A 20,354-nucleotide genomic window follows, 5' to 3' on the forward strand; every position below is an offset into this window, starting at 1 on the left:
TCGAATGTGCGCTGCGGCTTTGCTAGCTTGGCAGGCTGTTGAAATTCTCATTTCGACAGCCTGATAACGCGAGCAACCGAAAACCACGCTTTTCGGTTGCGACGTTGAAAATGCCATGGATGGGCCTTCTTCAACAACCTGTTAGGACCGGCAGGCGATGTGGATGCTTGCAGCCGGCCCGGCTGAATGCAGCCGTCGGACGGACGTGACTACGCGCGTGTGCCGAGCAGAATATCCAGATGGCGAAAACGCTGGAGGATGTCCCGGCCGTGCGCGATCACGAGTTCCGGCCGCGGATGTTGTAGTTCCGCGGCAAGACCATCAAGCAGTTCCTTGCCGGTGCTGTGTGAATTTTCCTGCAACAGCACGAGAAGTCTCAGTGTGACGGGATTCGCTTCGAGGAATCCGACTTCGTCCGCGCGGTCGCGATATACGATCAGGTCGGTCGGTTCGGCCGGCGGTTCATCCGGCTGATGGTCGACGCCAATCCGGTGCACCGGGTATTGATAGCGCAACGCGACCGCCAGCGGGGATGCCATGGGAACGCCTTCGAGCAGATCGCCGTTCGGGTCCGCGCTGAGCGCACGCGGATCGCGCGTGTCGATCATCAATTCGAGTTCCACGCGCTCGTAGTGCAGCAGTTCGAGGAGAAAGCCTGGATCCTCCGGCGAGTCGCGTTCGTTCTGAACGAACTCGATGAACTCCCGGCCGATCTCCGAAAAGTACGGTGTATGGGAACGGTGGTGTGCGAAGAAATCCCGCGCCAGTCCGTGCCAGTATGCATCGGACGAGATCGCCCGCAGTACCGGAAATCCCGACGCCAGGAAACTCTGCACGTTGTTGTAGAGCAGATCCCGATAGATCGCCATGCGGCGTTCTTCGACTTCTTCCGGACGTTCGTGAACCGACGGTTCGCGAATATGCGCGGTGAACGCATATTGCGTCGCAATGAATCCGACGGCGTCTGCGTCAGCCACGGGCCTGTCGCTGTTCAAGCGCCACGTTCGCGCGCGACTGTGCCGACCGGATGCGGTCGACCTCGCCCAGCAGTTCGGCCAGCGGCGGAATGTTGAAGTCGCGTTCGAGCAGCGTCGGAAACGCGCCGAAGCGCGCGTAGGCCTTGTCCAACAGCTTCCAGACCGGCTCCACGACATCGTCGCCGTGCGTGTCCACACGCAGATCCTCGGCCTCCTCGAAGTGGCCGGCGATATGCGCGTAGGCGATGCGCTCGCCGGGCAGGGCGTTCAGGAACGCCTCGGCGTCGTAGCCGTGATTGATGCTGTTGACGTAAATGTTGTTGACGTCGAGCAGCAGGTCGCAGTCGGCCTCCGCAAGCACTGCGTTGACGAATTCGATTTCGGACAGTTCGCGCCCGGGCGCTGCGTAGTACGACACGTTTTCCATCGCGATGCGCCGGCCGAGGATGTCCTGTACCCGCCGGATGCGTCCGGCGACGTGTTGTACAGCCTCTTCAGTGAACGGAATCGGCAGCAGGTCGTACAGATGCCCGTCGTCGCTGCAATAGCTCAGATGTTCGCTGTAGTAGCGGATGCCGTGCTGGTCGAGAAACGCGCCGACCTGCCGAACGAAGCCTTCGTCGAGCGGCGCGGGCCCGCCGATCGACAGCGACAGCCCGTGGCAGACGAACGGATGCCGCTCGGTCATGCGCCGGAACGCCCGGCCCAGCGCGCCGCCGATGCCGATCCAGTTCTCCGGCGCGACTTCGAGAAAGCCGATCTGCGCGGGAAAGGTCTCGGCCAGCGGCGTCATGAATTCGCGCCGCAGGCCGAGACCGGCACCATGAACGGGGTAGTCAGAACGGTTCATGGTGTGCAGGCGGATTACTTCTGGCCGCCGCACTTGCCCTGACCGCATTTGCCTTCGGCCGGCTTGGCGCCACCGCACTTGCCTTCACCGCATTTGCCTTCGGTCTTCTTGGCGCCGCCGCACTTGCCTTCACCGCACTTGCCTTCGGCCGGTTTGGCACCACCGCACTTGCCTTCACCGCATTTGCCTTCGGTCTTCTTGGCGCCGCCGCACTTGCCCTCACCGCACTTGCCCTCGGCCGGCTTCGCACCACCGCACTTGCCTGCGCCGCATTTGCTTTCGGCCGGCTTGGCGCCGCCGCACTTGCCCTGGCCGCACTTGCCTTCGGCGACCTGCATATAGCCGCCGTCGAGCGCGCTCAGGCCGAATGGGTTTTCGGCTGCATTCGCGATCGCGGTGCTACACAGACCGGCGACGACCGCCGAACCAATGGCGGCGGCAAGCGGGTTGAGAACTTTCTTGTGAGCCATGATGAAACTCCATCGGGATAGGGATACGAACAGAATCGCTTGTTATGCGGGGGGTGGCGCTGAGCTGAATGCCCTCCAGCGACCCGGCGCTACGATAGCGCACCAGGCGCTAACGGGAGAATAGACCGGCGGTCACCGGAAAACGTTGCAGCGTTCTGTGACGATTCGTGAACTCCACGGGAATTCCATCATGCCCCGGTGCCGAACCTGGCTTCAGGCCGGTGCTGGGCGCGTCTGCACGGCCTTGTTTCGCGCCTTTGTGCGGACAAAATCACAGAATTCGCCTACGACACAGTCCTCGCAGCGCGGTTTGCGTGCCGTGCAGACATAGCGTCCGTGCAGGATCAGCCAGTGATGCGCGTCCTGGCGAAATTCCATTGGCACGACTTTCAGCAGCCGCTGCTCGACCGCCAGCGGTGTCTTGCCCGGTGCGAGGCCGGTGCGATTCGCCACACGAAAAATGTGGGTGTCGACCGCGATGGTCGGTTCGCCAAACGCGGTATTGAGCACGACGTTGGCGGTCTTGCGGCCGACGCCGGGCAGGGCTTCCAGCGCATGCCGCTGGCGCGGGATCTCGCCGCCGTGCTCGGATTCGATGATTGCGCAGGCACGGATGATGTTGCGCGCTTTAGTGTTGAACAGGCCGATCGTGCGGATCGCCTCGCGCACTCGCTCCTCGCCAAGCCGGAGCATCGCGGACGGTGTGTTGGCGAGTTGGAACAGGCCCCGGGTCGCCTTGTTGACGCTGACATCGGTCGCCTGCGCCGAGAGCATGACGGCGACCAAGAGCTCGAACGGCGTGGAATAGACGAGTTCGGTCGTCGGGTGCGGATTCGCTTCGCGCAGGCGTTCGAAAAACGCCCGTCGACTGACCGGGTTCAAGCGCGCTGCGGCAGTGGAACGTGGACGCTGTGTCGACGTTGCCTGCGGGCATCCAGCAGATTTTTTGCGGCGATCAGCAGGCCGAGTCCGACGAACGCGCCGGGCGGCAGGATCGCAAGCAGGAAGCCGCGATCGGTCAGGCGCACGGACCAGTCCGCCGCGCCGGCCCCGAACAGCAGGTCCGCGCCGGCCAACACGCTGCCGGTGCCGATCACTTCCCGCAGCGCGCCGAGCACGAACAGGACCAGCAGAAAGCCGCCGCCGATCGCCAACGCATCCACGGCCGAGTGCAGCACGGGCTGACGGCTGGCGAACGCCTCGGCGCGGGCGAGGATGGTGCAATTGGTGACGATGAGCGGCACGAAGATGCCGAGCGCTTCATGCAGGCCGGGCAGCCAGGCCGCCAGCGCGATGTCGGTGCTGGTGACGAAACCGGCGATGATGAGTACGAAGGCAGGCAGGCGAATCTCGCTGTGCAGCCAGTGACGCACGGCCGAGATCGTGACGTTGGAGGCGAGCAGCACCAGCAGTGTCGCAAGCCCGAGCCCGAGACCGTTGATTGCGGTGTTGGTGACCGCGAGCAGCGGGCACAGGCCCAGCAGCGCGACCAGCGCCTGGTTGTTCTTCCACAGGCCGTTGAATGCGACCTCGTGCAGTGTGGGCGTCTTCACGGGCGCGCTTCGGGTGCCGCGAGCAACTGGTTGCGATGGTCGCGAAAGTATAGCAACGCGTCATGCACGGCCCCGACCACGGCACGCGAGGTGATGGTTGCGCTGGTGATCGCGTCGAACTCGCCGCCGTCGCGTTTGACCTGCCAATGTTCAGCCGTGGGCTGCGCAAGACTGCTGCCGTCGAACTGGTGGATCCAGTCGCCGCGGCGGGTTTCGATGGCATCGCCCAGTCCCGGCGTCTCGCGGTGCTCGACGACGCGCGCGCCAAGCGCGGCGCCATCCGGGTCGACGCCGACCAGCAGCCGGATGGTGCCGCTGTAGCCGTTCGCGCTCTCGACTTCGAACACCACGCCGTCGACCGCGCCGTCACGGCTGCCGCGGTAGGCCCGCAGAATGCGGGTGTGGGTGCCGCTGGGGCGGTCGATCTCCAGCGCCTGCGCGAGCGGATCGGCCCCGATGGACTCGGCCGGCAGCAGTTCCGCGAGTCGTTCGATCAGCCGCTGCTGGCGATTGAGTTCGATCTGCGGGCTTGCGCGGTCATGGGTCGTGACGACCACCGCGGCCGTGATGGCCGCGATCAGCGCGAGCCAGCCGCCGGCACGCAGTCCCGCGCGGATCGGCCCGGCGTCAGCCACGGCGCTCCCGGGCTCCCGCATAGCGGTCGATCAGCGGTGCGGCCGTGTTCATCAGCAGCACGGCGAATGCGAAGCCGTCGGGGTAGCCGCCGTAGGCACGGATGATCCAGGTGATCAGTCCGATCCCGGCGCCATACATGAGCTGCCCGCGCTTGGTGGTTGCGGCGGTGACCGGATCGGTCGCGATGAAGAACGCACCGAGCAGCGTTGCGCCGCTCAGCGCATGGATCCACGGTGTCGCATAGTGCGCGGGCGCAACAAGCCAGGCGATGGTGGCCGGGATCAGCAGTCCTGCCAGCACCGTCAGCGAGATCCGCCAGCCGATGATCCCGCGCAGGGCCAGCACCAGGCCGCCGAGTAGAAAGCCGCAGCTGATCCACTCCCAGCCGACCGCGCCGAGGTGACCCCACATCGGACCTGCCGCGAGCGCGGGCATCTCCAGCCCGCGGGTCAGCCCGGTGCGCAGATGATCGAGCGGCGTCGCGCCGCTGACCGCATCGAGGTGCGCCGTGCCGAACACCGCCTGCAAGCTGGTTGCGAAATCCGCCGGCGTTGAACTGGCCGCCGGCCAGGCGGCGATCTCGGCCGGAAATGCAATCAGCACGGCGCAGTAGCCGACCATTGCCGGGTTGAACGGGTTGCGGCCGAGTCCGCCGTACAGGTGCTTGCCGAATGCCACGGCGAGTGCTGCCGCCGTGACCGGCAGCCACCAGGGCGCCAGCGGGGGCAGGCACAGCGCGATCAGCCAGCCGGTGACGACCGCACTGAGATCGCCGAGCGCACGGCCCAGCGGCCGGCCGCGCAGGATCAAAGCGGTGGCCTCCACGACGACGGCCGACACCACGGCCAGCCCGATGTTCAGCCACACTCCGACGCCGAAGATCAGCTGCATCGCCAGCGTGCCGGGCAGCAGCGCCGCCAGCACCCAGGCCATCAGCCGTGTGACGGTGTTGCGTTGCTCGGGAAGGATTGGCTCGGGCATGACCACGATCGCGCGCGACGGACACCGCGCTTGGCGCGGCAAAGCATACACGCTTTGCGCAAAATCGATTCGCCCTGACAGGCGGTTGAAATCCTGTTTTCGACAACCTGCCAGGTTTCAGGCGTTCGGGTTCTGCTGACGGTGCCGGTGCGGTCGACCGTTGCTTGTAACCGCCCCCGGCTTCTGCAAGGATTCAACTCACGTGAGACGGGACCGTCTCGCCCGACCATCAACCGATCATGTGGTTGATTTTCGTGAGCAGCCGAAAACCGCGCTTTTCGGCCGCGAGGTTGAAAGGATCAGGGACGGACCTTTTTCAACGATCTGCAGGGCGCAAAGGGGTCCACACGCCACGATGACTGATGCGGTCGACAACGATCAGGACGGCGACTACCAGATCGAGCTCAGCGGCCGTGTGCTGCACGGCCACGATCCGGCGCAGGTGCGCATCCTGCTGGCGCGCAAGATTCGCCTCGATCCCGAGCGTGCCGGCCGACTGCTCGGCGGCAAGCCACGGCGCATGCAGCGCCTCTACACGCGCGAGAAGGCCGAGCATGCGGCCAAACGACTGCGACAGATCGGCGTGGACTGTCAGATCGTTGCCGCCGGGGCCGAAGCGCCTGCACGCCCGGTCATTCAGGTGCCCGAGGGTGGGCTTGCGATCGAGCCGATCGGTTCCGGTACACAGGCCGGACCGCTGCGGACCTGCCCGAAGTGCGGCCACGATCAACAAGGAGGCGATCGCTGCGAGGCCTGCGGCCTGGTGTTCGCCAAGTTCCGCGCGGAGCTCGCGCCGGAGGCGCCGCCACCGGTTGCCCAGCGCGCCAGCCCCCCCGCGGCCGTCGACACGATCGTCGAGGTGCCGGCGCCGCCGGACGACGACGCCGATCCGGGCTATACGCCGGTCGCGCCGGCCGAGGCAAGCAGCGCTTCCGGACGTGTCCCGTGGTTCGCAATCGTTGTGACGCTGCTGCTGGTGGCGATCGGGCTGGCCGGCTGGTTTCTGACGCTGGATCGGGGGCGCGGCGACGCCGGCAACGGTGCCGGTTTCAGCGGCCGGGCGAACAGCCCACCCAAGGCCCTGGCCGTGGCGACCCAGCTGGAGGCCCTGGGCGCCCTGATTCCCGGCTGGGCGGCGCTCAATGGGCGGCCACCGCGAGATGTCACCGAGCTCCTGTCCGGTAACAGCGCCTCGGACCTCGAGGCGTCCGACCCCTGGGGGACCCGCATCCGGCTGCGCGTCGAGGTCGGCGGCTTCGAGCTGCGCTCGGCCGGATACGACGGCCGCTTTGGTAATGCCGACGACTTCGTCCAGCGTGGGGAGCTTTCGCCCTAGCAGCTTGCTGCTGTTCTCCTTTCAACAGCCTGCTAATGCACCTGTCGTTTCGACTGCATCTGCACGCCGGGGCCCATCAACGGCAGTGACGCGTGATGCGCAAGCAGGCGCCAGCCAGCGGACTCGCGGCGATAGATGTTCGTCGCCAGCACGTCCGCCATGCGTGAACCGCCGCTGACGATCGATTCAGTCACCAGCCGGATCGACAGTCCGTCCGCGTCGATGCGTCCGCCATGGCGTGTTTCGATGCGCGGCGGCTGCGCGCCCGCGAAGATTTCCGCCCAGCTCTGCACGATCGCATTGGTGCCGAGGATCAGGCCGCCGCCGGGATGCACGCACCAGGCGTCGTCGGCCGTCGACCAGACCGCGCGCATGGCGTCGAGGTCCAGCGCTCGAAACGCCGCGTAGAAGGCGGCTTCCACCGTGTCGGGTGTCTGCATGGACGACAGTCTACTTTCTCCCGTCGGGCGTGTGACCGGTAAGCTTGGCGCATGCATGCGCTGAATTTTTCGCCGCCCTACGAACCATACCTGCTCGACGGCAGCAAGACGACGACGCTGCGCGCCGCCAATGTTCACGGCCTGGTCGTGGGCGATCACGTTCGCATCACGCTCGGCTGGCCGGACGGGCCGCGCCGCGAGCTGGGACATGCCCGGCTGGTCATGGCGAACGAATGCCGGATCGACACCCTGACGACAGATGATCTGCGCGGCGAGTCGCCGGATTGCCGCAGCCCCGAGATGGCGCGGCGCGTGCTTGCGCAGATCTATCAGCGTGATTTCAGCGGCGACGACCGGGTCTGGTTGCTGCGCTTCGAATGGCTGCCCGCGACACCGTGATGCGTTCCACGCCCTGGGGGTGGCTCGCCGGCTGGCGCGAGTCGCTGGTTGCGGCGCGGGAGCGGCGGCTCGTGTATGTCGCCGGCGACGTGGCTGAATGCCAGGTTCGGTTCGACGAGATCGCAGCGGTGCTGGACGGCACCGGCCAGCTGTGGGTCGGTGCGGCCGCGGCTGCCGATCGCGACGTCATCGACCCGACCGATGCATCGCGCCGGCTCGGCGAGGAGTTCGACCTTGTGTTTTACGACCTGCGCGCCGGCATGGACCCGGATGCAATCGGCGCATTGGCCGGCACCCTGCGGGCCGGAGGTCTGCTGGTTCTTGCAGGTCCGCCGCTCGACGAGTGGTCTGGGTTTTGCGACCCGGTGCAGGCGCGGGTCACGGTCTGGCCGGTCGCCGCGGCCGAGGTCACGCGGCGTTATCTGGTGCGTTTCGCCCGGATGCTCGCGACGGACCCGACCGTCGTCGTGATCGGTACGGCGTCGAAGCCCGCGCCGACCCACCCGGAAGCGGCATCCGCCGCGCAGGTCGATCCGCCGTACCGCAGCCGCGACCAGGCCGATGCCGTCGCGGCCATCGAGCATGTCGTGCACGGTCAGCGCCGCCGGCCCGTGGTCCTGCAGGCCGATCGTGGTCGCGGCAAATCGGCCGCACTCGGGCTCGCGGCCGGTCGGTTGCTCGCCGGCGGGTTGCGGCGGGTCGTCGTCACGAGCGCCGTACGCGCGGCGGCGGGCGCCGTATTCGAACACGCGGCCAGTGTCTGGACCGCGGCCCGCCAGGTCACGAACGACCGCCTCGCGGACGCGCGCGGCGCGCTGGAGTTTCTGCCGGTCGATCGATTGCTCGCCGACGACCGGCCGGTGGATCTGGTGCTGGTCGACGAGGCCGCGACGCTGCCGACCCCGCTGCTGGCGCGCCTGCTGGAACGTTTCGGACGCATCGCGTTTGCAACGACGGTGCACGGCTATGAAGGCAGCGGTCGCGGTTTCGCGTTGCGGTTCCAGACCTGGCTCGATACCCACACGCGCGGCTGGCGACGCGTGACCCTGAACGAACCGATTCGCTATGCGGCCACCGATCCACTGGAACGCTGGACGTTCCGCGCCCTGCTGCTGAATGCCAGCGCAGCGCCGGACGAGTCCTTCGCCGGTGTCGATGTGGCGCAAGCGCGGATCGAGCGGCTGGATCGCGACCGGCTCGCGGGCGATGAAGCCCAGCTGGCCGAGGTGTTCGGTCTGCTGGTCAGCGCGCACTACCGCACCCGGCCGCTGGACCTGCGCCACCTGCTCGACGGACCGAACCTCGAGGTCTGGATCGCGCGCCTGAATGGATCGGTTGCGGCCGTGGCGCTGGTGGCCCGAGAGGGCGGATTCGATGCGCAACTTGCCGAGCGGATCGGCGCGGGGCTGACGCGCCCGCACGGTCATCTGCTGCCGGAAACCCTTGCCTCCCACATGGGCCTGGTGACCGCCGCCGGGCTGTCGGCGATCCGCGTGCTGCGCATTGCCGTGCATCCGGCCGTGCAGCGGCAAGGACTCGGCAGCCAAATGCTGGATCAACTTGTCGCTCAGGGCGCGGCGCGCGGGTTCGCCTATGCCGGCGGGAGTTTCGGCGCGGATCCGGGGCTGGTGCATTTCTGGCGTCGCGCCGGGTTCGAGCCGGTACGGATCAGCGCGCGCGCGAACGCCGCGAGCGGCGCACATTCCGTGCTGATGTTGTGCGGAATGAGTGTCGATGGAGCGGGGGTGGTGCATCGAGCGCGGCGGGCATTCGCGCGCGACTGGCCGGTCGCATTCGGTGATGGCCTGAACGGGCTGGATCCGGATCTGGCGCTGGAACTGTGTCGCGGCGCGGACCCCGGAATCGGTCTCGATGCCGATGAGCGTTCGGCGCTCGCGGCCTTCGCCCATGGCCGGCGCATCGTCGAGGCGGTTGCCGGTCCACTGTGGCGGTTCGCCGCGAGCGAACTCGCGGCCGCTTCGCTCTCGTCAACGGCGGCGCGCCTGTTGCTCGTGCGCGTGATCCAGCGCGGCGACTGGACCGCCTGCGCGAGACGGCTTGGCCTTTCCGGTCGTGCCGAACTGGTCGAGCGGCTGCGCGCGGCGGTGCGCGAGCGGGTTGCGGCACCCGGGGACACGACCGGGGCGGGCGCATGAACCCGTCACCGCCGGACTGGTTCGAGCGCTATCGCGATCTGGTCGCGGACTGGCCCGCGTTTATGCAATGTCTGCGCCAGCCGCTGTCCAGCGCGCTGTGGTGTCAGTCGCTGGACGTTACGCCCGCCCGGCTGGTCGAACTCGCGGCCGCGGACGGATTGAAACTGAACCCCGATCCGGCGCTGCCGCTGGCGTTTCGTTGCACCCCGGATGCCGACCTGGGTCGTCGCTGGTGGTACCGCGCGGGTCTGGCCCACGCCCAGGAGATCGCCTCGCAGCTGCCCGTGCATCTGCTCGACCCGAAACCCGGCGAGCGGGTGCTGGATCTCTGCGCCGCGCCCGGCGGCAAGACCGCGCAGATCGCGGTGCGACTCGAGGGCCTGGGAACGGTCGTTGCCAATGATCTGGTGACGGGACGGCTCAAGGCGCTCAAGGACACCCTCGAACGTCTCGGGCTCGCGAATGTAAGCGTCACGAACGCCGACGGCGCCGGGATTGGAGGGGCGGCCGGCGGGTTCGATCGTGTGCTCGTCGATGCGCCCTGTTCCTGCGAAGGCACGGTGCGCCGCGCGCCACTGGCGGCCGGCACCTCGCAGGCACCACGCTATGGCGAGTTTGCGCGCCGGCAGATCGCGCTGTTGAGCCGCGGCGCCGCGCTGTGTCGCCCGGGCGGCCGCATCGTCTACGCGACCTGCACGTTTGCGCCGGAAGAAAACGAGGCCGTGGTGGACGCCGTGTTGCGGCTGGCCGACGGCGCGCTGCGCGTCGTGCCGGCGTCAGTGCCGGGTTTCGTCTCGCGCCCGGGCCTCGATGCATGGGAGGGACATACGTTCGACGCCTCGCTTCGCACCACCCTGCGGGTCTGGCCCGAGGACAACGATACTGGCGGCTTCTACGTCGCCGTACTGGAAAAGGCAGCGACCGCGCGCGGCCCCGAACTGCCCGGGCCGATCACGGCAATCGACGACGAGGGATTCATTGCGGCGATCACCGAGCGCTACGGCCTGCCCAACGCGCTGACCGGCGCGTTTCTGCCGGTACGCGCGACCGGGCGCGGGCTGTCGGTCATCGCGCGCGACCATCGGCCGCCGCGGCGGCCCGAGCCGATTGCGTTTGGCCAGGCCGCGGTCAAGCGCGACGCCCATGCGCCGGTGCTGCGCACGGCCGGTGCGCGGCTGTGGGGACGGCAGGCGACGCGCAATGTCGTCGAGCTCGACGCGGGCGGACGCGATCTCTACCTGGCCCGCGAGTCGGCCGACCTGGGCAACGCGCTGCCCAGCGACTGCGACGCACGTGGCGTGGTCATCGTGCGCCACGCCGGATTCGCGCTGGGGCTGGGCTGGTACGACCGCGCGGCCGGCGTCGTGCACAGCCTGTTGCCAAAACACCGCGCGGTGTCCGAAGCCGCCCCGGACTGAAGCCTCAGGCGCTTGCGACGGCGGGCTTCGTCAGGATCGCGGTGACATGGTTCGTCATCAGCTCACGAACGACAGGGATGCTGGCGAGCACGTTGATCCCCTTCACGCACTCGTAGTTGCGTTTGCGCAATTGCAAGCCACTTGCGCTGACAATTGACTCGAACTTGGCAAGCGACATCATGTTCAGGCCCGATTCGACTTCCGTATAGCGCATGGCTCCGTCATCGCGAAACTGCTTGCGCACGTTCATCACGGTGCGTTCGGAAAACAGGACATTGATCCAGGGTACGCGACAGAAGAAGTGCATGTGGCTCCCATACGGGGCGTACCAGGGCGGCCCGAAAGTCACCAGCAGCTGGCCATCGTCGCTTGCCAGACGCTTCATCTGTCCAAGCACGTCGATAGGGTCCGGAAAGTGTTCGAAGCTGTTCTGGGAGATCACGATGTCGAAACCGTTCTCCATTTCCGGGGTCGTCTGGCCGACGAACTCCACCTGATCCGTTCCAACTCCAGAGCGCTCAGCGTTCTCCCGCGCCCTGCGCAGGGTTGCGGGGTTGGACTCGATTCCGACAACCGTGCAGCCATGGCGAGTGGCAAGCGCAAGGCTCTGGAAGCCGTCCCCGCAACCGAAGTCCGCGACCCGACGGTTCGCGACCAGCGAGTCGAAATCCGGGTACACCCGTTTGAGCAGGTCCAGCGCGTCGTCGAGCGTCGGCGAGGTGCCGGGACGCGTGTAATCGGCGTCGTCGGGCGGGCGCGAAAGCGCAAACAAAAGGCGTTCGGAAAGTCGCATGGCCGGGCGAATTCTACCGCTCCCGAAACGGCAGTGGCCGGAACGGACCCAGGTATTCGCGGGTCCACCACAGCCCGGTCTCGCCGCGCGTTGCCGGGTCCGCGAACCGATAGCGCCAGGCGCTGACGCGCAGCATGTCGGGCCTGCGTCCGTCGAATGGGTCGTGGCCGAGCTGCGCGAGTACCGTCGGTGAGGCCTCGAGCAGGCGGCTCAGAAACCGGTCGAACCAGTCCAGGAAGCGCGCGTCCAGTGGCGTGAACCAGATCTGCCAGTCGATGCGCGGCTGATGCGGATTGATGAATGCCGGTCGCCGTGCCGGGTCGCTGGGCTTGTAGCGAAAGCCGTAGGTCTGCCAGCTGCGGCCGTCGTCGATCGAACCCTCGATCTCGAGTTCGATGCGCTCGGTCGTGATGGTCGGAAACACGTGATAGCGGTTCGCGATGCGCAGTGCGCGTGCGGCATCCCATGCGGTCGCGATCGGTGCGGGAAAATTCTGATACGGACTGCCGCGCAGCACCTCGATCGAAAGCGCGGTGCTGAACACCACCAGTACAACCGCCAGCACGGACGTGAGTGCCCAGCCGGCGCGCGAAGGGTTCGCGGTCAGTGTCGGATCGCGTGCGGCGGCGGTCGCGATCCGCGCCGGCACGAAGCGCCGTACAAACTGATCGTCGAGCAGGAACAGGCACAGCGCGATGGTCAGCAGATTGAAAAAGTTGTGGTTGCTGGTCGCGATGATCAGCAGCTGCCAGAGCACGGTCAGCCCGGCGGCCCAGAGTCGGAACGTGCGCGGCAGAAACATGAAAAACGGCACGACGAGTTCGACGATCAGCGTCGCCCCGGTGCCGATGCGCAGCAGCCATTCCGGCAGCTGGTGCGCGAACCAGGCGCCGGCATGCGGCAGCGGCTGGGTCTCGAAGTAGTGGTTCAGCGCGGTGAATTCGCGCCAGCCGGCATCGCCGCTTGCCAGCTTTGCCAGGCCCGACAGCAGCCGCAGCCGAATCAGCAGCCAGCGAAACAACCAGACGACGATGCGGTTGCCGCCGGGCAGAAAGATCGCCAGGAATCCCGCTTCGAGCAGCAGGTAGTCCCACTGGAAATGCAGGAACACGCGCCCGGCGGCGCTCAGCGACAGGTACAGCACGAACAGCGCGATCAGCGCGAAACGTTCGCGACGGCTGAACAACAGATACAGCGAGAACACGGCGCCGGCCAGACAGGCGCCGGTCAGCGCCCAGTCGCCGTCGAAGATCCAGAACAGCGTCGGCAGGCGCCACCAGGCATCCGCACCGTACAGTCCGCGGGCCTCGGCGAGGGATTCGCTGATCGGGTAGATGCCCTCGCTGCCGGCAAGTGCGGTGATCTGAAAGCCCAGCGACGCGAATGCGACGAGATAGATCAGCGCCAGCGCGCGCAGAAACAGCCATGCGACCAGGTCGTAGCGACCACGCGCATCCGCGGACGATGCGTTCAGTTGTTCCAATTGCGCTGACTTTGACGCGGCAACATGGCAAGGCTAGCAGAACTATGCAAGGCTGGATCGGTCGCAATGGCTAGGCAATCCGCGTCGATGCCACCGTTGCCGCGCCTGCGGTTGAAAACAACACGGACTCGCCGGGAGTACCCATGAGCACATCCCCAACGATTGACAGAACGCGTCGCCGCGCCATGAAGGCCGTGGCCGCCGGCATGCTGGGCGCGCCATGGTGGTCGGCGTTCGGCGCGGCGGGTGATGCAGATGCCACCCGGCGCGGCGAACTGCTCAAGCGCGCAATACCCGCCACGGGTGAGTTGCTGCCTGTCATCGGGCTCGGCACGGCGCGCGCGTTCGATGTCGGGTCGGACGATTCTCAGCGCGCCGGCCTGCGCGGTGTAGTGGAGGCCCTGGCCAGCGTTGAGCAAGCGATGATCGACACCTCGCCGATGTACGGTCGGGCCGAGACGGTCGTCGGCGATCTGGTCGCGGGGCTCGGGCTGGATTCCCGGTTCTTTCTCGCGACCAAGGTCTGGACGACCGGTCGCGACGCCGGCATTGCGCAGATGAACGAATCGTTCGAGCGCCTGCGCACCGGGCGTATCGACCTGATGCAGATTCACAACCTTCTCGACTGGCGCGTGCACCTGCCGGTACTGCGTGAATGGCGCGATGCGGGACGCATTCGCCATGTCGGTGTGACCCACTACCACGAGGGCGCGCACGACGACATTGCCGCAGTCATCGCCGCCGAGGCTTTCGACTTTCTGCAGATCAACTACTCGCTGGCCGAGCCCGAGGCGGGCGACCGGCTGCTCGCACTGGCCGCGGATCGCGGCACGGCGGTGATCGTGAATCGGCCGTTTGGACGCGGCGAGCTGTTTCGCGCGACCCGCGGCAAGGCCCTGCCGGCGTGGGCGGCCGATTACGGGGCGCAGTCCTGGGCGCAGCTGTTTCTGAAATGGGTGATCGCGCATCCGGCGGTCACGGTCGCGATCCCGGGCACCGGCAAGCCCGCGCATATGCTCGACAACCTCGGTGCCGCGTACGGTCCGCTGCCGGATGCCGCCGGACGCGGGCGCATCGCGCGTCTCGTCGCCGATCTCTGATTTTCAGCCGACCGGTGGGACCTTGCGCGGGTGGCGGTCGGCGTCCAGCGCGACATAGGTGATCAGCGCCCGCGCCACGTCGACGACATTGCGCGGATCGCGCGCGCGTTCCACGCTCACCTGCACCCGGACCTGGATCGAGGTGCGCCCGACGCGTTCGAGTTCCGCATAGCAGCTCACCAGGTCGCCGACCAGCACAGGCTCGAGGAACTCGAAGTTCGTCACCGCGCGGGTCGCGACACGGCCGCGCGCAATCTGGTAGGCGATCACGGCGCCGGCGATGTCGGCCTGCGACATCAGCCAGCCACCGAAGATGTCACCGCTCGGGTTGGTATGCGCGGGCATGGCCAGCACGCGCACCGTCAACTGGCGCGCGCCGGGCCGGCTCTCGTTTTCGGCTGGGTCCATTCGCGCAGTATGCACGAAGGCCCGATTTCGGCATCAGACGCAGTCGGGCAGGGCGCCGTCCGAGTAGCGCTCCGCAACGCGCACCCGGCCGGTGTTCGAGACGATGACGGCCCGTGCGTCGGCACTGCCGTGGGTTGCACAGAATGCATGCGAGCCGTTCGTGCCGCCGGTGGTCCCCGAGGGCTGGAACACAACCCGCCAGCGGCTGGCGCTGCGTGAACGGATGCGTGCCCGGCCGTCGTCCGGATGGACATGGCGCAGTATCGTGTCTTCCTCGTCGCGGGCACCGTCGCCGTCGCGGTCGGCGTAGATCAGAAACCCGTCGCTCCAGTCCGAACCACGCTCGCAGTCCGCGCCCGCGCGCGAAGGGCACAGCACGATCTCGGTGCCGCGCTTGACCGCCTCGCTGCGCGCGAAGTTGAAGTGCGCGACGAAGCGGTTGACTTCTGCGGACAGCACGCTGTCCTCAAGCAGGTGCAGGCCGCCCGGCACGGCGACGGTCAGGGTGACGCCGGCAACCGCGGCGGTCGTGGCGAGCTCGATCAGCGTGAATCCACGCTGTAGACGGGCAGACAGATGCATTGTGTGCCTCCATGCGCTGCTGCCGGCCGCGGGTCGCGACCGGCTTCCATGGATCACACGATACGTTCGGGGGTGGGGCGCCGCTGTAGGCGCCGACTGACGCGCGGGTCAGGCACGCGCGGGCGCCGCTGTAGCGCCCGCACGGTGCGGGTCGTCAGCTCGCGAAGGCCCGTTCCAGCCGGTCCAGCGCCTTGTCGAGGTTGGCCTGGCTGGTCGCGATCGAGATGCGGACGTGGCCGGGGGCGCCGAATGCCGAGCCCGGGACCAGCGCGACGCCGGCCTCGCCGATCAGCCGTTCGGACAGCTGCAGGTCATCGTCCACGCCCTCGGTGCGCGCGATGACGCCTTCGAGGTTCGGGAACAGATAGAACGCGCCGTCGGCCGGCAGGCACTCCACGCCGGGCATCCGGTTCAGCCGCGCGACGACATTGTCGTGACGCGACTTGAACGCCTTGAGCATGTCAGCGACGCAGTCCTGCGGACCGTTCAGCGCCGCGACCGAGGCGTACTGGCTGATCGAGGTCGGGTTCGAGGTCGACTGCGACTGGATCTTCTCCATCGCCTTCATGAGTTCGACCGGTCCGCCCGCGTAGCCGATGCGCCAGCCGGTCATCGAGTAGGCCTTCGATACGCCGTTGAGCACGATGGTGCGTTCGTAGAGGTCCGGGCAGGCCATGACGATGTTGCAGAACGGTTCGGCGGCCCAGAGGATGTGTTCATACATGTCGTCGGTGGCGATCACGACGTCCGGATGCCTGCGCAGCACCTCGCCCAGCGCTTCCAGATCAGCCCGCGTGTAGGCGACGCCGGTCGGGTTCGACGGGCTGTTGATCACGACCAGGCGCGTGCGCGGGGTGATCGCCGCCTCGAGCTGGTCGGCGCCGAGCTTGAAGCCGCGATCCTGACCGGCCGAGACGATGACGGGCACGGCGTCGGCGAGCAGCACCATGTCCGGGTACGAGACCCAGTACGGCGCCGGGATGATGACCTCGTCGCCGGGATTCAGCATCGCCTGGGCCAGGTTGTAGAAGCTCTGCTTGCCGCCGCAGGACACCAGGATCTGGTTCGGCTTGTAGCTCAGGCCGTTGTCGCGCTGGAATTTTGCGATGATGGCCTGCTTGAGCGGCGCGATGCCGTCGACCGCCGTGTATTTGGTGTGGCCGGCGTTGATCGCGTCGATCGCGGCCTGCTTGATGTGCGCCGGGGTGTCGAAATCGGGCTCTCCGGCGCCCAGACCGACAATGTCCTGTCCGGCGGCGCGCAGTTCGGCGGCGCGGGCCGTGACGGCCAGCGTGGGCGACGGTTTGACCGCGTTGGCGCGGTTGGACACACGGATGCTCATCGAAGCGAAACCTCGGCAATGGAAACAGGGCGGGAACGGCCGCGAATGATAGCGAAGCGCACACGAATCCGCACAGCATGAACGACCGAACGCTCCGGATGCAGGCCGATTTCCAACCCGCCGGCGATCAGCCGGCGGCGATCGCGGCCCTGATCGCCGGCATCGACGACGGGCTTGCGGCCCAGACCCTGCTGGGCGTGACCGGCTCGGGCAAGACCTACACCATCGCCAACGTCATCGAGCGCCTGCAGCGCCCGGCGATGGTGCTCGCGCCGAACAAGACCCTGGCCGCCCAGCTCTACGGCGAGTTTCGCGAGTTCTTCCCGGACAACGCCGTCGAGTATTTCGTCTCGTACTACGACTACTACCAGCCCGAGGCCTACGTTCCGGCCAGCGACACCTATATCGAAAAGGACGCCTCGATCAACGAGCACATCGAGCAGATGCGCCTGTCGGCGACCAAGGCCGTGCTCGAGCGCCGCGACGTGATCGTCGTTGCGACGGTTTCCAGCATCTACGGTCTGGGCGATCCGCAGGCCTACCTGTCGATGGTGCTGCACCTGGCCCGCGGGCACCGCATCGACCAGCGCGCGCTGCTGCGGCGTCTGGCCGAGCTTCAGTACACGCGCAACGATGTTGAACTCGCACGCGCGACCTATCGCGTGCGCGGGGATGTGATCGACATCCATCCGGCGGAATCCGAACGCGAGGCCGTGCGCGTGGAGCTGTTCGACGACGAGATCGAATCCATCGCGCTGTTCGATCCGCTGACCGGCGAGGTGCTGAACCGCGTTCCGCGCTACACGGTGTATCCAAAAAGCCATTACGTCACGCCGCGCGAGCGCGTGGTCGAGACCGTCGAGCAGATCAAGGTCGAACTCGTCGAGCGGCTCGCCCAGCTGCGCGAGGCGGGCAAACTCGTCGAGGCGCAGCGGCTGGAACAGCGCACGCGCTTCGATATCGAAATGATGGTGGAGCTGGGCTATTGCTCGGGCATCGAAAACTATTCGCGCTATCTGTCGGGGCGTTCCGCCGGGGAGCCGCCACCCACGCTGTTCGATTACCTGCCGCAGGATGCACTGCTCGTCATCGACGAGAGTCATGTGACGATTCCGCAGCTCGGCGGGATGTATCGCGGCGACCGTTCACGCAAGGAAACGCTGGTCGAATACGGCTTTCGTCTGCCGTCGGCGCTCGACAACCGCCCGTTGCGCTTTGACGAGTTCACCGCGCGCCAGCCGCAGACGGTGTTTGTCTCGGCGACACCCGGGCCGTACGAGGGCGAGCATGCCGGTGCGGTCGTCGAGCAGGTCGTGCGACCGACCGGCCTGGTCGATCCGAAAGTCGAGATTCGCCCGGCGGCGACACAGGTCGACGATCTGCTGTCGGAGATACGCCATGTCGTCGCCAGCGGCGCGCGCGTGCTGGTGACGACGCTCACCAAGCGCATGGCCGAGGACCTGACCGAATACCTGCACGAGCATGACGTGCGCGTGCGCTATCTGCATTCGGATATCGAGACCGTCGAGCGCGTCGAGATCATTCGCGATCTGCGACTCGGGGTGTTCGACGTGCTGGTCGGCATCAATCTCCTGCGCGAGGGTCTGGACATGCCAGAGGTTGCGCTGGTCGCAATCCTCGATGCCGACAAGGAGGGGTTTTTGCGTTCCGAGCGTTCACTGATCCAGACCATCGGCCGCGCCGCACGCAATCTGCACGGCCGCGCGATCCTGTATGCGGACAACATGACCGGCTCGATGCAGCGCGCGCTCGACGAAACCGAACGCCGCCGCAACCTGCAGCTGGATTTCAACCGCAAGCACGGCATCACACCACGCGGCATCGAAAAGGCCGTCGCCGACATCATGGACGGCGCGCGTTCGCGTGGCGGCGGAGAACGTCTGGCCGCCGTGCGCGAGGCCGACGAGCGCTATGCTGCGATGCCGCCGGAAAAGCTTGCGAAGGAACTCGCGCGACTGGAAAAGCAGATGTACCAGCACGCGCGCAATCTCGAGTTCGAGCAGGCCGCGAAACTGCGCGATGAACTCGAGCGCATTCGCGGGGGGGCCCTAGCGGGGGATTTCGGCAGCCGCAGGCCCGGACGCTGAACCTGCTCTGTCGACGGCAGGCAATCGGGTAGACTGCGCGCGAATTTCAACAACCGGGTGCGACCATGCGGGCACTGTTCAAGCTGATCAAATGGACCGTTCTTCTGGCGCCGGTCGTGGCGCTCGCGCTGGCGTGGTTCGCGCTGTCGGATACGCCCGTGATCGCCGAGCCCGCGCAGCTGTCGCACAAGGATGTCGCCCGCGCGCGCAACATCATCAAGGAGAACGACCCGCGCGGCGTGCCTGAGGGTGCAGTGCGCTCCATTCGCGTCAGCGAGAAGGACGCGAACCTGTTCGCGAACCATCTGTTGCAGCGTTTCGACGGCGCCGCGAAATTGACCATCGAGCAGGGCAGGGTCCATGTCGTGGCCACGGCCAAGGTGCCGAAGCTGCCGGTGCGTCCCTATGTGAACCTGGAACTGGATGTCGTTGCGGATGGTCGCGCGGTGGACGTGCGCGGTCTGAAGGTCGGGTCAGTTCCCGTGCCAGACGTGCTTGCGGCCTGGCTTGCGCCGTATGCGTTCGATGCGTTCGCCGGCGCCGGACGCGTCAAGCTTGCCGGCTCGGTCGTGCGCGAATGGACGCTGTCGCCGGGCTATGCCGATCTGCGTTACGTGTGGTCGAACGATCTGCTCGATGCGGCGCGCGCAACCGTCGCCGCGCAGCTCGATGTCGATGCGCTGGCCGCCTATCACAATGCACTGGCCAGCCTGCAAGGGGAGGGCATCGGCAGGCGCGGTGAGCTGACCCCGCTGCTCACCAGGATGTTTGCGGTGGCCGCTGACCGCAGCAGGACGACCGATCCCGTTGTCGAACACCGCGCCATGCTGGCCGTGCTGGCGGCCTGGGCGACCGGGCGCGGCATGGACAAACTGGTCGCGCCGGACCGGCAGACCGGCCGACCGAAGCCGTTCGCGCTGAAGCTCGACAAACGTCTGGACTTCGGCCAGCACTTTCTGACCTCGGCCGCGCTGGTTGCGGCCGGCAGCGACACTGTTTCGGACGCGATCGGCCTGTACAAGGAGGTCGCCGACTCGAAACACGGCAGCGGCTTCAGCTTCACCGACCTCGCCGCGGATCGTGTCGGTACGCGGTTCGGTCAGCTTGCGACGGGCAGCCGCGACAGCGCAGTTGCGCTGCAGAAGGCGTTCGCGGCGGGGATGTCGGAGTCCGACTACTTTCCGCATGCCAGCGATCTGCCCCAGGGCATGACCGCCGAGCAGTTCGCGCAGCAGTACGGCGAGATCGGCAGCCCGGCCTATCGTGAGGTCGAGCGGGAGATCGAGCAGCGGATTTCTTCCTGCAAGCTGTATCGAGGTTGA

General features: G+C 67.0%; 20 protein-coding genes. 7 read left to right on the plus strand and 13 right to left on the minus strand.

Annotation, left to right across the window (positions count from 1 at the left end; all coding sequences use genetic code 11):
• Nucleotides 1-209: 209 nt before the first annotated feature.
• The 7 genes from KDG50_03000 to KDG50_03030 form a co-directional block, all read right to left on the minus strand.
• Nucleotides 210-977 carry a putative DNA-binding domain-containing protein gene (locus tag KDG50_03000; protein ID MCB1864369.1) on the minus strand — a complete coding sequence of 256 codons (768 nt, stop codon included), beginning with the start codon at nt 975-977 and terminating at the stop codon, nt 210-212.
• Nucleotides 970-1,827: a DUF692 domain-containing protein gene (locus KDG50_03005; GenBank protein MCB1864370.1), complete on the minus strand. Its 858-nt coding sequence runs from the start codon at nt 1,825-1,827 to the stop codon at nt 970-972. The genes KDG50_03000 and KDG50_03005 overlap by 8 nt, the downstream gene beginning before the upstream one ends.
• 14 nt (nt 1,828-1,841) lie before the next feature.
• Nucleotides 1,842-2,297, minus strand: a complete 456-nt coding sequence (locus KDG50_03010; GenBank protein MCB1864371.1) for a hypothetical protein — start codon at nt 2,295-2,297, stop codon at nt 1,842-1,844.
• 213 nt (nt 2,298-2,510) lie between these two features.
• Entirely contained in the window at nt 2,511-3,179 is a 669-nt protein-coding gene (nth, locus tag KDG50_03015; protein ID MCB1864372.1) for an endonuclease III, read from the minus strand.
• A complete protein-coding gene (locus KDG50_03020; GenBank protein ID MCB1864373.1) occupies nt 3,176-3,835 on the minus strand; it encodes an electron transport complex subunit E in 660 nt (219 codons plus the stop codon). Before KDG50_03020 ends, nth begins: the two co-directional genes overlap by 4 nt.
• A gap of 11 nt (nt 3,836-3,846) precedes the next feature.
• Nucleotides 3,847-4,506, minus strand: coding sequence for an RnfABCDGE type electron transport complex subunit G (locus KDG50_03025; GenBank protein MCB1864374.1), 660 nt, complete (start codon nt 4,504-4,506; stop codon nt 3,847-3,849).
• Nucleotides 4,478-5,467, minus strand: coding sequence for an RnfABCDGE type electron transport complex subunit D (locus KDG50_03030; GenBank protein MCB1864375.1), 990 nt, complete (start codon nt 5,465-5,467; stop codon nt 4,478-4,480). The genes KDG50_03025 and KDG50_03030 overlap by 29 nt, the downstream gene beginning before the upstream one ends.
• A 355-nt stretch (nt 5,468-5,822) precedes the next feature.
• Here KDG50_03030 and KDG50_03035 point away from each other — a divergent pair, with 355 nt between their 5' ends.
• Complete coding sequence (locus KDG50_03035; protein MCB1864376.1) at nt 5,823-6,803, plus strand: hypothetical protein; 981 nt, start codon at nt 5,823-5,825, stop codon at nt 6,801-6,803.
• A 32-nt stretch (nt 6,804-6,835) separates the two neighbouring features.
• Here the strand turns inward: KDG50_03035 and KDG50_03040 are convergent, their stop codons facing one another.
• On the minus strand, nt 6,836-7,243 hold the full coding sequence (locus KDG50_03040; GenBank protein MCB1864377.1) for a nuclear transport factor 2 family protein: 408 nt from the start codon (nt 7,241-7,243) through the stop codon (nt 6,836-6,838).
• Between the two features lie 51 nt (nt 7,244-7,294).
• On the opposite strand from KDG50_03040, the gene KDG50_03045 reads away from it, so the two are divergent.
• Genes KDG50_03045 through KDG50_03055 form a run of 3 tightly spaced genes read left to right on the plus strand, consistent with a single transcriptional unit; the run spans nt 7,295 to nt 11,216 of the window.
• The gene (locus KDG50_03045) at nt 7,295-7,642 is read left to right on the plus strand and encodes a hypothetical protein (GenBank protein ID MCB1864378.1); all 348 of its coding nucleotides are present in this window, start codon (nt 7,295-7,297) and stop codon (nt 7,640-7,642) included.
• Nucleotides 7,621-9,798: a tRNA(Met) cytidine acetyltransferase gene (locus KDG50_03050; protein ID MCB1864379.1), complete on the plus strand. Its 2,178-nt coding sequence runs from the start codon at nt 7,621-7,623 to the stop codon at nt 9,796-9,798. The genes KDG50_03045 and KDG50_03050 overlap by 22 nt, the downstream gene beginning before the upstream one ends.
• Complete coding sequence (locus tag KDG50_03055) at nt 9,795-11,216, plus strand: RsmB/NOP family class I SAM-dependent RNA methyltransferase (GenBank protein ID MCB1864380.1); 1,422 nt, start codon at nt 9,795-9,797, stop codon at nt 11,214-11,216. Before KDG50_03050 ends, KDG50_03055 begins: the two co-directional genes overlap by 4 nt.
• A 4-nt stretch (nt 11,217-11,220) precedes the next feature.
• On the opposite strand, the gene KDG50_03060 is transcribed toward KDG50_03055, so the two are convergent.
• Together KDG50_03060 and KDG50_03065 are read right to left on the minus strand one after the other, a co-directional pair.
• Nucleotides 11,221-12,009 carry a methyltransferase domain-containing protein gene (locus KDG50_03060; protein ID MCB1864381.1) on the minus strand — a complete coding sequence of 263 codons (789 nt, stop codon included), beginning with the start codon at nt 12,007-12,009 and terminating at the stop codon, nt 11,221-11,223.
• 13 nt (nt 12,010-12,022) lie between these two features.
• Nucleotides 12,023-13,492 (minus strand): lipase maturation factor family protein, encoded by a 1,470-nt coding sequence (locus KDG50_03065; protein ID MCB1864382.1) that lies wholly within the window; start codon nt 13,490-13,492, stop codon nt 12,023-12,025.
• Between the two features lie 143 nt (nt 13,493-13,635).
• Here KDG50_03065 and KDG50_03070 point away from each other — a divergent pair, with 143 nt between their 5' ends.
• Complete coding sequence (locus tag KDG50_03070; GenBank protein ID MCB1864383.1) at nt 13,636-14,592, plus strand: aldo/keto reductase; 957 nt, start codon at nt 13,636-13,638, stop codon at nt 14,590-14,592.
• A 3-nt stretch (nt 14,593-14,595) separates the two neighbouring features.
• Here the strand turns inward: KDG50_03070 and KDG50_03075 are convergent, their stop codons facing one another.
• The 3 genes from KDG50_03075 to KDG50_03085 all read right to left on the minus strand — a co-directional run bounded on the left by KDG50_03075 (nt 14,596) and on the right by KDG50_03085 (nt 16,924).
• Nucleotides 14,596-15,000: an acyl-CoA thioesterase gene (locus KDG50_03075; protein MCB1864384.1), complete on the minus strand. Its 405-nt coding sequence runs from the start codon at nt 14,998-15,000 to the stop codon at nt 14,596-14,598.
• A 33-nt stretch (nt 15,001-15,033) separates the two neighbouring features.
• A complete protein-coding gene (locus KDG50_03080; protein MCB1864385.1) occupies nt 15,034-15,582 on the minus strand; it encodes a GspH/FimT family pseudopilin in 549 nt (182 codons plus the stop codon).
• Nucleotides 15,583-15,736: 154 nt separating this feature from the next.
• A complete protein-coding gene (locus KDG50_03085) occupies nt 15,737-16,924 on the minus strand; it encodes a pyridoxal phosphate-dependent aminotransferase (protein MCB1864386.1) in 1,188 nt (395 codons plus the stop codon).
• 77 nt (nt 16,925-17,001) lie between these two features.
• Between KDG50_03085 and uvrB the strand changes: the two genes are divergently transcribed.
• Nucleotides 17,002-19,032 carry an excinuclease ABC subunit UvrB gene (gene uvrB / locus KDG50_03090; protein MCB1864387.1) on the plus strand — a complete coding sequence of 677 codons (2,031 nt, stop codon included), beginning with the start codon at nt 17,002-17,004 and terminating at the stop codon, nt 19,030-19,032.
• Nucleotides 19,033-19,097: 65 nt separating this feature from the next.
• Complete coding sequence (locus KDG50_03095) at nt 19,098-20,354, plus strand: hypothetical protein (GenBank protein ID MCB1864388.1); 1,257 nt, start codon at nt 19,098-19,100, stop codon at nt 20,352-20,354.

Source organism: Chromatiales bacterium, from assembly GCA_020445605.1.
Lineage (GTDB): Bacteria > Pseudomonadota > Gammaproteobacteria > JAGRGH01 > JAGRGH01 > JAGRGH01.